This window comes from Streptomyces sp. NPDC048291 (genome assembly GCF_043201715.1).
GTDB lineage: Bacteria > Actinomycetota > Actinomycetes > Streptomycetales > Streptomycetaceae > Streptomyces.
In genome coordinates this window covers 215,026-228,093 of the sequence record NZ_JBICZC010000009.1, presented here as the reverse complement: position 1 = coordinate 228,093, position 13,068 = coordinate 215,026, and the positions used below count along the sequence as shown (strand labels likewise).

Here is a 13,068-nt window from a genome sequence, read left to right as displayed (position 1 = left end):
ATGCCTGGCGTGACCGCACGACTGATGCTTCTCGACACCGCCTCGCTGTACTTCCGCGCCTACTTCGGCGTCCCGGACTCCGTGAAGGCACCGGACGGCACGCCCGTGAACGCCGTGCGCGGACTGCTGGACTTCATCGACCGGCTGGTCAAGGACCACCGCCCGGACCTGCTGGTGGCCTGCATGGACGCCGACTGGCGGCCGCAGTGGCGGGTCGACCTCATCCCCTCCTACAAGGCGCACCGGGTGGCCGAGGAGCGCGCGACGGGACCGGACCAGGAGGAGGTGCCGGACACCCTGTCCCCGCAGGTGCCGGTCATCGAGGAGGTGCTGGACGCGCTCGGCATCGCCCGGGTCGGCGTCGCCGGGTACGAGGCCGACGACGTGATCGGCACCTTCACCGCGCGCGCCGCGGGCCCGGTGGACATCGTCACCGGCGACCGCGACCTGTACCAGCTGGTGGACGACGCGCGCGGGGTGCGGGTGCTGTACCCGCTCAAGGGCGTCGGCACGCTCCAGATGACGGACGAGGCGTGGCTGCGCGAGAAGTACGGCGTGGACGGAGGCGGGTACGCGGATCTGGCGCTGCTGCGCGGGGACCCGAGCGACGGGCTGCCGGGGGTGCCTGGCATCGGCGAGAAGACGGCCGCGAAGCTCCTCGCCGAGTTCGGCGACCTGGCCGGGATCATGACCGCGGTCGACGACCCGAAGGCGAAGCTCACGCCGTCGCAGCGCAAGCGGCTGGACGAGGCCCGGCCGTATGTCGCGGTGGCGCCGAAGGTGGTCCGGGTCGCCGGTGACGTCCCGCTGCCGGACGTCGGCACGGCACTGCCGAAGGCCCCCCGCGACCCGGCGCAGTTGAACACCCTGGCCGCCCGCTGGGGCCTGGGCGGTTCGCTGAACCGCCTGCTGGCGACGCTGGAAGCCTGACACCCGAAGGAATTCTTCCGGCAAAACCCGCTCGGCAAGTGTTCATGGAAGAGGCGTCAGCCCGGAAGGAGGTGCTAACTTAGGTAAACCTAACCATTTGAGCAGGGAGGCCGGTCATGCCAGAGCGCCCGGGACGTAAGCCGCGTAAGCCCCATTCCGCTCAGGTGGTGCGCACCGAACGGCTGAGCCCGCACATGCAGCGCGTGGTGCTCGGCGGGGACGAGCTGGCCGGTTTCGCCGCGGACACCTGCACCGATCATTACGTGAAACTCCTCTTCGGACCGGCGGGCGTCACCTATCCGGAGCCTTTCGACCTGGAGCGGATCCGGGCCGAGTTCCCCCGCGAGCACTGGCCGGTGACCCGGACCTACACCGTGCGCTCGTGGAATCCCGAACACCGGGAGCTGACCCTGGACTTCGTGGTGCACGGCGACGAGGGCCTGGCCGGGCCGTGGGCCTGCCGTGTCCAGCCCGGCGAGACCGTGCGCTTCATGGGCCCGGGCGGCGCCTACGCCCCCGACACGGGCGCCGACTGGCATCTGCTCGCCGGTGACGAGAGCGCACTGCCCGCGATCGCCCGCGCCCTGGAATCCCTGCCGGCCGGCGCGAAGGCCTTCGCCTTCATCGAGGTCTCCGGCCCCGAGGAGGAGCAGAAGATCGACTCCGACGTGGAGGTCGTCTGGCTGCACCGGGGCGATCGGCCGGTCGGCGAGGCCCTGGTCACCGCCGTACGGACGCTGGAGTTCCCGGAGGGCCGGGTGCACGCCTTCGTGCACGGCGAGGCGAGCTTCGTGAAGGAGCTGCGGGCACTGCTGCGCGTCGAGCGCCAGATCCCGCGCGAGGATCTCTCGATCTCCGGTTACTGGCGTCTCGGCCACAACGAGGACGGCTGGCAGGCCTCCAAGCGCGAGTGGAACGCCCGGATCGAGGCGGAGCAGGAGAACGACGCCGCCGCGGCCTGAGCCGACCGGCAACACCGCAGACCGGCCCTACCGCGGAACGGCCGGACCACGGAACGGCGGCACCTCTCCAGGAGGTGCCGCCGTTCCGTGCCGTCACACCGACCGCTGGTACGACCTGAAGGTCCTGATCGACAGCCACACGGCCGCCACCGCCAGGGCCAGCAGCGCCCCGCCGCGGCCGAGCACCGCACCCCAGTCGGGGTCCGCCGACAGGGCCGAACGGCTCGCCACCATCGCCCAGTTGAGCGGGTTGAAGTCGGCGATGTGCCGCATCCAGCCGGGCATCTGGGACGGCGCCATGAAGGCGCTGGAGAGGAACGTCAGCGGGAGCAGCAGGAAGGTGTTGATCCCGATGATGGACTCCCGCTCGCGCACCAGCATGCCGAGCGCGTTGGACAGCGCGCCGAAGACCGTGCCGAGCAGCACGGAGGAGACCAGCAGGACGGCCACACCGCCGATCCCGCCCGGGTAGTCGGCGCCGCCCAGCAGGCCGAGCAGCACGATGATCAGCGACTGGCCGGCGGTGACCAGGCCGTTGTTCACGACGTTGCCGTTCATCAGCGCGGCCCTGCTGACCGGTGTGGTCAGGAAGCGGTTCAGGGTGCCGCGCTGGATCTCCTCCAGGGTGCCCATGCCCGCCCACATGTTGGAGCTGAGGGCGCTCATCACGACCACGCCCGGCACCAGGTAGTCGAGGTAGGAGGTGGTGCCGAAGCCGCCCAGCTCGACGACCTTCCTGAACAGGTTGCCGAACAGGAACAGCCAGATCACCGGCTGGATCAGGGTGATGACGGCGAACGCCGGCTGCCGGGCGAACACCACCAGCTGACGCTGGGTCATGTACCAGGTCTGGGACAGGGCGTTGCTCATCGCGCACCTCCGGCCAGGGCGAGGGAGCCGGAGTCGGCGGCGTCGGCCTCGGCGTAACGGCGGCCGGCGTAGCGCAGGTAGACGTCGTCGAGGGAGGGCCGGGCGACAGTCGCGGCGACCACGGTCACCCCGGCCCGCTCCAGGGCGGCCAGCAGCGCCGGCATCGCGGCGGCCCCGTCGTCGGCACGGACGCTGATCCGGCGCCCGTCGAACAGCGTCTCGTGCACGCCCGGCAGCCCGGTCAGCGCGCCGGTGAGCAGGGTGCGGCCGGCTTCCCCGGGAGCCTCGCGCAGCTCCACGTGGACGGCGTCGCCGCGCAGTTCGCCCTTGAGGGAGTCCGGGGTGCCCTCGACGACGACCCGGCCGCGGTCGACGATCGCGATGCGCTCGGCGAGCCGGTCGGCCTCCTCCAGGTAGTGCGTGGTGAGCAGGATGGTCAGGCCCTCCTGGCCCGCCAGCCGGCCGATCTCGTCCCACATCGCGGTGCGGGCCTCGGGGTCGAGACCGGTGGTGGGCTCGTCGAGGAAGAGCACCTCGGGGCGGTGGACCAGGCCGAGGGCCACGTCGAGCCGGCGCCGCATGCCGCCGGAGTAGCCCTTGACCTGGCGGCCGGCGGCCTCCGTGAGGGTGAAGCGGTCCAGCAGCTCGTCGACCCGGCGGTTCAGCCCGACCCCGCGCAGGCCGTAGAGCCTGCCCTGGAGTTGGAGGTTCTCCCGGCCGGTGGCGACCGGGTCGGCCCCGGAGTTCTGGGCGACCACGCCGATCGCGCGGCGCACCCGGTCCGGGTGGCGCAGCACGTCGTGGCCGGCCACGGTGGCGGTGCCCGAGTCGGGGCGGGCCAGGGTGGTGAGGATCTTGACGGTGGTGGACTTGCCGGCGCCGTTGGGTCCGAGGAGCCCGAAAACGGTGCCGGGTTCGACGGTGACGTCCATGCCGTTCAGCGCGGTGACGTCGCCGGGATAGGTCTTGATCAGCTGGCGCGCCTGCACTGCGGGCGCACGGGTGTTCATGACAGGGCTCTCCTGAGTGAGCGGATGACAGATGACAGGGGATGACAGCTGATCCGCTTGAGGAGCACCGGGCTATCCTGGGTGTGCCGCACCTCGATCGCCCGGATCTGCCTCACGGCGGGTTCAGCTCGGGGTTCGAGACCCTGGCGGAGCTGCTGCAACAGCTCTGCCGGGGTCTGTTTCTCTCGCAGCTTCCTCTACTGCTGGTCCACCTCCGTGAACTCCGGCGGGACCTCACCGGTCTCGTGGAACCGGCGCCAGCCCTCGACGCCCGGCAGCGAACCGTCCCGTATCTCCCGCACGAAGCCGCGGACCCAGTCGGTCTGCGCCTCCAGCATGTGCAGGTGGTACTCGACCTCCACGACGAAGAGCCGGGGCAGCGTCTCGTGCAGCTTCTCCAGCACGGCCCTGCCGCCGGCGACCTCGACCTCCAGGGAGCTCAGCCGCCCCTCCAGCAGGCGCACGACCTCGTCGGGCGGCAGCGCGCCCATCAGCGAGAGCGCCGTCTCGAAGATCGGGTACTCCTTGACCGGGACGGCCATCAGGTCGGACAGCCAGTGGACCATCTCCTCGCGCCCGGCGTCGGTGATGCCGTACACCGTGCGCTCGGGGCGGTTGCCCTGCCGCTCCACGTCGGCCACCTCGACGAAGCCGTGCTTCTCCAGGTTCTGCATGACCGTGTAGAGCGAGCCGTAGTTGATCCGGGTGCTGGTGTCCTTGCCCTGACGGCGCATGGTCTGGGCGATCTCGTACGGATGCATCGGCTTCTGCCACAGGGTGGTCAGCACAACGAGCGCCAGAGGATTGCTGAGCTTGCGCCGCTTCACCGCCATACCGACCACCTCGTCTCCGAATATCCGTGGCAGAACATATCGCGAGTGGGGCAGACCGTCAATACACACGATGTATCGCGTCTGAGCGGACTCCGCAAGAGCGTGAGGACTTGGGCCCGCCCCGGACACGCCCGCGTGACGCGTCCGAAACAGCGCGTCCCTAATTTCTGTCGCCCGACAGGAAATCCGCGCTTTCCGTCCTCGCCAGGACGTCCGCCCTGACAGGCAGGTGCCGCCGTGACGACACTCGACGACCGCTCAGTGGAACCCGACGACCGCTCCCTTGAGGAGTTCGGCTACCGCCAGGAGCTGCACCGCAGCCTCGGCCGGTACGCCTCGTTCGCCGCCGGGTTCTCCTTCATCTCCGTACTGACGACCGTCTTCCAGTTCTTCGCCTTCGGGTACGCGTTCGGCGGCCCGGTCTTCTTCTGGGCCTGGCCGGCCGTCCTGATCGGCCAGTTGCTGGTGGCCGCGTGCTTCGCCGAACTGGCCGGCCGCTACCCGATCTCCGGCGCCATCTACCAGTGGTCCTCACGCCTGTCGAACCCGTCCTTCGGCTGGTTCGCCGGCTGGATCATGGTGATCGGGCAGATCGTGGTGGTCGCGGCGGCGGCGCTCGCCCTCCAGATGGTCCTGCCCGCGCTCTGGTCCGGCTTCCAGCTGATCGGCACGGACACCGCGGTGACCTCGGCCGACGGAGCCGCCAACGCGGCCGTCCTCGGCGTCGTCCTGCTGGTGCTGACCACCCTCGTGAACGTCATGGACAACCGGGTGATGTCCGTGATCAACCGGGTCGGGGTGACCGCCGAGATCATCGGCGCGGTGCTGATCGTTGTACTGCTGCTCACCCACTCCAAGCGCTCCCCCGGCATCACGTTCCACACCGGTACGGCCGCCGAGGGCGGTCTGCTGGGCGCTCTCCTGGTCGGCTCGTTCACGGCCGCGTACGTGATGATCGGCTTCGACAGCGCGGGCGAGATGAGCGAGGAGACCCACCACCCGCGGCGTACGGCGCCGCGCACGATCCTCACGGCGCTGTCCGCCGCGGGCCTGCTCGGCGGCCTGGTCATCCTCGGCGGCCTGCTGGCCGCGCCCAGCCTGACCGACGGGCGCCTCGGGGTCGACGGGCTGAGCTACGTCCTCACCAGCAGCCTCGGGGACGGCGTGGGACGGGTGCTGCTGGCCGACGTGGTGGTGGCCATCGCGGTGGCGACGCTCGCGATCCAGACCGCGGCCTCGCGGATGCTGTTCTCCATGGCGCGGGACGGGCAGCTGCCGTTCGCCGAGCGGCTGGCGCGGGTGAATCCGCGGACCGGGATGCCGGGGGCGCCGGCCGTGGTGGTCGGGGTGCTGGCCGCCGTACTGCTGCTGCTCAACTTCGCGTCGCCGGACGCGTTCCTGGCGATCGGGACCACGTGCATCGTGATGCTGTACCTCGCGTACGCGATGGTGACCGGGCCGCTGCTGGTGCGGCGGCTGCGCAGGGAGTTCCGGGTCGAGGGGACGGACGAGACCGGGGCGCCGCTGTTCTCGCTGGGGCGGTGGGGGGTGCCGGTGAACGCGGCCGCGCTGCTGTACGGGCTGGTGATGACCGTGAACCTGGCGTGGCCTCGGGGTGCGGTGTACGACCCCAGTGGGGGCCACTGGTACTTCCAGTGGTTCACCGTGTTGTTCCTGGTCGGGACGGTGGTGGTGGGCGGGGTTTGGCGGCTCACCCGGGCGGAGTCCCGAAGTGCGGTCGCTGTGCCGGAGGCTGTGGCGTAGTCGATCGGGTGCGGGTGGGCGGGGGCTGGTCGCGCCCACGCGGCGGAGCCGCATATCGACACAGCCCGGCGCCCCCAGGAAAGGGGCGCTCCCCGTACCCTTGGCTGCAAATGAGACGCAAGACCTCCGTACCGCCTTCCCCCCTCCCCCAGCGCCAAGGGGTGGACCCCGTGCGGATCCGGTTGCCCTTCTCGGACGGTTGGGCCACGGTCGGCGACTACCTGATGGAACGGCTCTCCGGAGCCGGACCCGGCGTTGTCGAGCGGATGCTGGACTCGGGGCGCGTCGTGGGCGTGGACGGACAGCCCGTCGACGCTCGCGCGCCCTACTCCCCCGGCCGCTACCTCTGGTTCCACCGCGACCTGCCGCCCGAGGTCCCCGTCCCCTTCCCCCTCGAAGTCGTGTACCGCGACGAGCACCTCGTCGTCGCCGACAAGCCGCACTTCCTCGCCACCACGCCCCGCGGCAGTCATGTCACCGAGACCGTGCTCGCCCGGTTGCGGCGGGAACTGGGGATTCCCGCGCTGGGGGCCGCGCACCGGCTGGACCGGCTCACGGCCGGGCTCGTGCTGTTCACCGTGCGGCCCGCGGAGCGCGGCGCGTACCAGAGGCTGTTCAGCGAGCGGCGGGTGCGCAAGGAGTACGAGGCGATCGCGCCGTACGACCCTTCGCTCACCGTTTCCCGGACCGTGCGCAGCCGGATCCTCAAGGAGCGCGGGGTGCTGGCGGCCCGGGAGATCGAGGGGGAGCCCAACGCGGAGACGGTCGTCGAGCTGGTCGGGCGCAGCGGTGACCTGGGCCGGTACCGGCTCACCCCGCACACCGGCCAGACCCATCAACTGCGGGTGCACATGAACGCGTTGGGGGTGCCGATCCTCGGGGATCCGCTGTATCCCGAGGTGGCCGGCCCGGTGCCGGACGGTGACTTCCGGCGGCCGCTGCAACTGCTGGCGCGGCGGCTGGAGTTCACCGACCCGGTCACGGGGGTGGAGCACCGGCTGTGCAGCGGGCGGACGCTGCGGGCCTGGGAGTCGTACCCGGCGTGGGCCGGTGACCAGATCGTCTAACGGCCCAGCCACCAGCGGCGCAGCCTGGGCCAGATGCCGTGCGGCCTGGCCGGTTCGGAGGCGGACACGGCCACCGGCGGGGCGGGCCTGGGCTCGGGGACCGGGACCGGTTCCGGGGCTGCCGGGCGGGGGACGCCGGCCTGCCAGTCGGTGCGCTGCGGCGGGACGAGGGCCGGGCTCGGCATGAGGGTGACGTCCTGCTTCGGCTTGGGGTCGAAGCGCACCGGCAGTTCCACCAGGTGCCGGGAGGCGATGGAGGCGCGCCAGCGCAGCTCCTCCTCGTCGCAGTCGAGCTGGATGTCGGAGAGCCGGGTCAGCAGCTGGTCCACACCCACGTCGGCGATGGCACGGCCGATGTCCTGACCGGGGCATTCGTGCGGGCCGCCGCCGAAGGCGAGGTGGGAGCGGTTGCCCTGCATGTTGGCGTTCAGGTCGGGGCGGACGCGCGGGTCGACGTTGCCCGGCGCGGGCGCGTAGAGCAGGCCGTCGCCCTTGCGGATGCGCTGGCCGCCGAGTTCCGTGTCCTGCTTGGCGAAGTAGGCGAAGACGGTGCTGAACGGCGGCTCGTCCCAGAGGGACTGCTCGATCGCCTCGGGCACGGTCATCTGGCCGCCGTTGAGCTGGGCTCGGAAGCCGGGTTCGGTCAGGACCATGCGCAGGGCGTTGGCGAGGAGGTTGGCGGTGGTCTCGTAGGCGGCGTAGAGGACGACCCGCAGGTGCTGGGCGACCTCGTCGTCGTTGAGTCCGGCCGGGTGGTTGACGAGGTGGCTGGCGAAGTCGTCCTCGGGGCGGGCCCGGCGGCGGGCGGTGAGCCGGGTCAGGCAGCCCATGACGTACTCGTTGCTGGCGATCGCGGTCTCGGTGCCCTTGAGCGCGTCCCGGGTGGCCTCCACGATCCGCTCGTTGTACTCCTCGGGCATGCCGAGCAGTTCGCACATGACGGCCATCGGCAGGTGCTCGGAGTACTGGGAGACCAGTTCGGCGCGGCCCTTCTCGCAGAACTCGTTGACCAGCAGCTGGGTGTAGCGGCCGATGAGGCGGCGGATGCTGCGGTGGTCGATGGTGGTCATGGCGCCCTGGACCGCCGCGCGCAGCCGCAGGTGCTCGTCGCCCTCGGCGTGCGAGCAGATCGGCTGCCAGGCGATGTGCGGCATGAGGGGGTGGTCGGGCTTGACCATGCCCTCGCGCAGCGGGGTCCAGACGCGGCTGTCCCGGGTGAAGACGGCGGGGGTGCGGACCATCTGCAGGTTCTCGGTGAGCCCGAGGACCACCCAGACCGGTACGTCGTCGTGGAGCAGGACCGGGGCCACGGAGCCGTGTTCCTCGCGCAGCTTCTCGTACAGCTCGCCGAGGTGGTCCGCGTCGGCGCCGTAGAGCCGCTGGAGTCCGCCGGGGCCGCGGTCGTGCGCCGGACAGCCGGGCGGCGGGACCGGGCCCGTGCTGGCGCCGGCCGAGAGGGGGGATTCAGGCGTCACAGTGATCGCTCCGAAGAGATCCGAAAGAGTTCGAGAGACAGCGAAAGGGGGGTCAGGTGAGCGCGCCGGACATGGCGAGCGAGTGCAGGAAGCGCATCAGGGTCATGAGGACGTCACGGCTGGAGGCCCGGCGGCGGGCGTCGCACTCGATGATGGGGACGTCGGGCGGCAGGTCCAGCGCGGTGCGCAGTTCCTCGACGGGGTAACGGGGCGCGTCCGGGAAGGAGTTGACGGCGACGACGAACGGCACCCCGCGCTCCTCCAGGCGCCCCATCACGTCGAAGCTGACCTCCAGGCGCCGGGTGTCGATGAGGACGACCGCGCCGAGGGCGCCTTCGAACAGGCCGTTCCACAGGAACCAGAAGCGTTCCTGGCCGGGGGTGCCGAAGAGGTAGAGGACCAGTTGGTCGGTGATGCTGATGCGGCCGAAGTCCATGGCCACGGTGGTGGCGGTCTTCGAGTCGGAGCCGTAGTTGTCGTCGACCCCGATGCCGGCCTGGGTCATGGTCTCCTCGGTGGTCAGCGGCCTGATCTCGCTGACGGAACCGACCATGGTGGTCTTGCCGACCCCGAAGCCGCCCACGATCACGATCTTCACCGCGGCCTGGGCGGTGTGCGGGAGATGGTCCTCGGTGCGGGGGCCGGGGATCGTGTCAGAGCCTTTGAAGTCCATGCATCACCGCTTCGAGAAGTGAACGGTCGGGGAGCGCCTGGCGGACGATGGGGGCGCGCGCCTGCACCAGTTCGGCCGTGATCAGCTCGGTGATCAGTGCCGTCATCGCGCTGAACGGCAGGTTGAGATAGGCCGAGAGCTCGGCCACGGACAGCGGGGCGAGACAGAGCCGGAGCAGCGCCGCCTGCTCCGGAGTGACGGAGGGCGGTGCGGCGGCGCGCGCCACGATTAAGGTGACCAGGTCGAGTTCGGCCCGGGCGCCGTCGGCGCCGCTGATGACGTAGAGCCGTTCGGGGTTCTTGTTGTCCTCGTCCTCGCCGCCGCTCTCGGGGGCCGGCGGCGCGGACGGGACCGATGACGGAGCGAGTTCCGGCCTGGGCCGGCGCCGTTTGCGTTGCGGAGGAGTCATACGGTCTGCCCGTTCCGCCGGGGCGGACTGGTGAGGTGGGCGCCGATGCGGACGACGAGGTCGCGCATCATCTCGCTCATCCGGCCCGGTTCGCAGGTGACGTCGGCGAGCACGGCAAGGTAGGCGTTGGCGCCGGCGGACATGAGGTAGAAGTAACCTCTGTCGATCTCGATCAGCACGAGGTTCATGTCGCCGTTGCTGATGGGGAGTTCCTGGGCGACGGCACTGGCCAGGCTCTGCACGCCCGCGCAGGCCGCGGCGAGCCGGTCGGCGGCGTCGGGGTCGCCGCCGTGCCGGGCGATGCGCAGGCCGTCGGCGGAGAGCACGACGATCATCTCGACGCCCGGTACGCCGTCGGCGAGTTGCTTGAGCATCCAGTCGAAGTTGCCTCGCTGCTGGATCACTTGAGGTCCCCCTCGTCGTCGGCCTCGGTGCCGGCCGGATCGTTGATCAGATGCAGGTACTTGGTGGGGTTCCGGGTGAAGTCGGTGGGGTGGACACCCGGGTTGTTCCTCTTGAGCCCCTCCCAGAACGCCTCGACCCAGAGGCCGGGCTCGCGGCGCTCCGGCTCCGGCTCGGGTTCGGGCTCCTTGTGCTGCGACCAGATGGTCGGGTTGCCCTCACGTTCGGCGCGCTCGATGGCGGCCTGCTCGGCGATCCGCTGGCTGAGCGGCGTCTTCATCCGGCTGCGCCGCTGCGGCAGCCCGCCCGCGGTCCATTCGGTGACCTCGGGGACGTCGTCCTCCATGGAGATCCCGGCGGGGATGCGGGGGCTGGTGGGCCGGCGCCGCTTGGGCGGGCGCTTGGGGCCTTCGAGGGCGCCGAGCTCGGGCTTGGGGATGCCGGTGGCGCCGATGCCGTGGGCGATGCCGGGGGCGGGGTCGGTGGTCATCATGTCGCTGGGCACGATGAGGACGGCCCGGACACCGCCGTACGCGGAGGCGCGCAGCGAGACGTCCATGTTGTACGTCTTGCACAGGCGGCCCACGACCGAGAGGCCGAGGCGCGGGTTCTCGCCGAGGACCTGGATGTCCTTGCCCTGCTTGGCCTTCTCCAGCAGGCCCTCCAGGCGGTCGCGGGCCTCCTCGTTGAGGGTGACGCCGGCGTCCTCGATCTCGATGCACACGCCGGACTGCACCTCGACGGCGGTGACGTGCACCTTGGTGGAGGGCGGCGAGTAGCGGGTGGCGTTGTCGAGGAGTTCCGCGGCGGCGTGGATGACCGGCTCGACGGAGGTGCCCTTGATGTTGACCTGGCAGATGGAGTGCAACTCGATGCGCCGGTACTCCAGGATCCGGGACATGGCGCCGCGCAGCACGCTGTAGAGGGCGACGGGGTTGGGCCACTGGCGGCCCGGCCGGCCGCCGCCGAGCACGGAGACCGAGTCGGCGAGGCGTCCGATCAGCGCGGTGCCGTGGTCGATGCGCAGCAGGTCGTCGAAGACCTCGGGGTTGCGGCCGTGGTCCTCCTCCATCTCCCGCAGTTCGTGGGCCTGCTGGTGGACGATGGCCTGGACGCGCCGGGCGACGCTGACGAAGGAGCGCTCCAGGGAGTCGCGCTGGAGGTCCTCCTCGTCGACGATGTCGAGCATGATGCGGATCAGCCGGCGCTGCGACTCGGGGGCGTGGCGCATCCGCGGGTCGACGTCGAAGAGCTGGCGGACCACCTCTTTGGGTGACTCGCCGGCCTTCAGCCGGTAGAGCGCGGTCGGGAAGACCTCCCGGCCGAGGTGCTCGACCTCCTCCTCGCTCGCGGCGAGGCGCCGTTCCAGATACGCGCTGTGACGGTCGTGCTCGGCCCGGGCGTCCCGGAGCCCACGGCCGCGGCGCACCGCTTCCGCCGCCGTCGCGAGCACCAGCAGCATGCCGACGGCACCGCACACGCCGACGGCGATCCGGGCGGACCCCGCCACCAGGACGACGGCGGCGGCGGTCGCCGCGGCCATCAGTATGGCGGGCAGCAACAGCACGCGCGCCAGGGAAAGTTCACGGCCATCGGGAGGCGATTGCACACTCACCATGTATGCCTTCTGAGACGAATCGGCTGGGTGTCGGGGGAGCTCGTGGGGGGAAGGTTCATGGAGCAGTCTGGATCTTCCGTATGTTTGGGAACAGACGCACGAATTCATCTCAACTCGGTGCGCCGCGGGCGAGCCTAGTCCGACCGGATCAACGCCGTGTCATATTCGGCAAGCACCTGAAAACGCCCGAAGGACTGGAGTACCCTCGGTCGTTTTGCACGGAGGGCACTCATTCGAACACGGCCTGTCACGACGCGCGGGCGTACGGAGACCACTCACCGTGACGGGTGAAAGGGCCTTCCGGAGCGAAACCCCCGCCGCCCCCTCGGGTCCCCTCAGACCCCTACGATCCGCAGGGCGGCCTCGGCCGTGGCGCGGGCGAACTCGTGGGCGGGGCGCTCGGGTTCGGAGCGGTGGACGAGGATGACGCCCTCGATCAGCCCGAAGACGAGATCGGTCCGCAGCTCCAGCTCCCCCTTGGCCAGCGTCCCGCCGGGCGCCGTGGCGGCGATCAACTGCCGGTAGGCGTCCTTGAGTTCGGCGCGCACGGCATGGAAGCCGGCGAACCGCTCGGCGCGCACCTCGGGCAGCAGGTAGAGCGCGCCGAGATTGTGCGGTCCGGCGCAGAGCAGCTCCACGTCGGCCCGGCACAGGATCCGCAGCCGCTCCTCGGCCGGGGTCGCGTCGTCGGCGAGCAGCTCGCGCGCGCAGGCCAGGGAGGGCGTGACGGTGGACTCGAGGAGCTCGGCGAGGAGCTCCTCCTTGCCGGAGACGTAGTGGTACATCGACGCCTGTCGCATGCCCGCCCGCTCGGCGACGGCCCGGGTGGTGGTGGCCGCGTAGCCGTGGGTGGTGAACAACTCGGCGGCTGCCGCGAGCAGTTCGGCCCGCGGCTCAAGGCCGCTGTCCGGCCGCTGCGCGACCCGCGGCCGGCCGACCCGGCGGCCACTGCTCGTCCCCATGCGTTCGATCCTCGCACACGACGCCGTACGGCGATCACGCCGACGCCGCCGCCACCGGACCGCCGCCATCGGTGAGCCCTCGGTAACCGGGCC

General features: G+C 70.9%; 13 protein-coding genes. 4 read left to right on the top strand and 9 right to left on the bottom strand.

Annotated features, from left to right (window positions below; all coding sequences use genetic code 11):
- Both ACGF5O_RS25085 and ACGF5O_RS25080 read left to right on the top strand, forming a co-directional pair.
- Positions 1–930, top strand: a complete 930-nt coding sequence (locus ACGF5O_RS25085) for a 5'-3' exonuclease H3TH domain-containing protein (RefSeq protein ID WP_393812337.1) — start codon at positions 1–3, stop codon at positions 928–930.
- A 116-nt stretch (positions 931–1,046) separates the two neighbouring features.
- Positions 1,047–1,892, top strand: a complete 846-nt coding sequence (locus ACGF5O_RS25080) for a siderophore-interacting protein (protein WP_393812109.1) — start codon at positions 1,047–1,049, stop codon at positions 1,890–1,892.
- A gap of 93 nt (positions 1,893–1,985) precedes the next feature.
- On the opposite strand, the gene ACGF5O_RS25075 is transcribed toward ACGF5O_RS25080, so the two are convergent.
- The 3 genes from ACGF5O_RS25075 to ACGF5O_RS25065 form a co-directional block, all read right to left on the bottom strand.
- Entirely contained in the window at positions 1,986–2,762 is a 777-nt protein-coding gene (locus tag ACGF5O_RS25075) for an ABC transporter permease (RefSeq protein ID WP_393812108.1), read from the bottom strand.
- Entirely contained in the window at positions 2,759–3,772 is a 1,014-nt protein-coding gene (locus ACGF5O_RS25070) for an ATP-binding cassette domain-containing protein (protein WP_393812107.1), read from the bottom strand. The genes ACGF5O_RS25075 and ACGF5O_RS25070 overlap by 4 nt, the downstream gene beginning before the upstream one ends.
- A 197-nt stretch (positions 3,773–3,969) precedes the next feature.
- Positions 3,970–4,605, bottom strand: a complete 636-nt coding sequence (locus ACGF5O_RS25065) for a PadR family transcriptional regulator (RefSeq protein WP_393812106.1) — start codon at positions 4,603–4,605, stop codon at positions 3,970–3,972.
- A 237-nt stretch (positions 4,606–4,842) separates the two neighbouring features.
- Between ACGF5O_RS25065 and ACGF5O_RS25060 the strand changes: the two genes are divergently transcribed.
- Together ACGF5O_RS25060 and ACGF5O_RS25055 are read left to right on the top strand one after the other, a co-directional pair.
- Entirely contained in the window at positions 4,843–6,369 is a 1,527-nt protein-coding gene (locus ACGF5O_RS25060; protein ID WP_393812105.1) for an amino acid permease, read from the top strand.
- 110 nt (positions 6,370–6,479) lie between these two features.
- Positions 6,480–7,436, top strand: a complete 957-nt coding sequence (locus tag ACGF5O_RS25055) for an RluA family pseudouridine synthase (RefSeq protein ID WP_393812104.1) — start codon at positions 6,480–6,482, stop codon at positions 7,434–7,436.
- Here the strand turns inward: ACGF5O_RS25055 and ACGF5O_RS25050 are convergent.
- From ACGF5O_RS25050 to ACGF5O_RS25025, 6 genes are all read right to left on the bottom strand, one after another.
- Positions 7,433–8,911: a cytochrome P450 gene (locus ACGF5O_RS25050; RefSeq protein WP_393812103.1), complete on the bottom strand. Its 1,479-nt coding sequence runs from the start codon at positions 8,909–8,911 to the stop codon at positions 7,433–7,435. The genes ACGF5O_RS25055 and ACGF5O_RS25050 overlap by 4 nt on opposite strands.
- A 52-nt stretch (positions 8,912–8,963) precedes the next feature.
- Complete coding sequence (locus ACGF5O_RS25045) at positions 8,964–9,584, bottom strand: ATP/GTP-binding protein (RefSeq protein ID WP_393812102.1); 621 nt, start codon at positions 9,582–9,584, stop codon at positions 8,964–8,966.
- Positions 9,565–9,993, bottom strand: a complete 429-nt coding sequence (locus ACGF5O_RS25040; RefSeq protein ID WP_393812101.1) for a DUF742 domain-containing protein — start codon at positions 9,991–9,993, stop codon at positions 9,565–9,567. Before ACGF5O_RS25040 ends, ACGF5O_RS25045 begins: the two co-directional genes overlap by 20 nt.
- Positions 9,990–10,397 (bottom strand): roadblock/LC7 domain-containing protein, encoded by a 408-nt coding sequence (locus ACGF5O_RS25035; protein ID WP_089103096.1) that lies wholly within the window; start codon positions 10,395–10,397, stop codon positions 9,990–9,992. Before ACGF5O_RS25035 ends, ACGF5O_RS25040 begins: the two co-directional genes overlap by 4 nt.
- Positions 10,394–12,013, bottom strand: a complete 1,620-nt coding sequence (locus tag ACGF5O_RS25030) for a sensor histidine kinase (protein WP_393812100.1) — start codon at positions 12,011–12,013, stop codon at positions 10,394–10,396. The genes ACGF5O_RS25035 and ACGF5O_RS25030 overlap by 4 nt, the downstream gene beginning before the upstream one ends.
- Positions 12,014–12,348: 335 nt before the next feature.
- A complete protein-coding gene (locus tag ACGF5O_RS25025; RefSeq protein ID WP_393812099.1) occupies positions 12,349–12,975 on the bottom strand; it encodes a TetR/AcrR family transcriptional regulator in 627 nt (208 codons plus the stop codon).
- Positions 12,976–13,068: the final 93 nt, after the last annotated feature.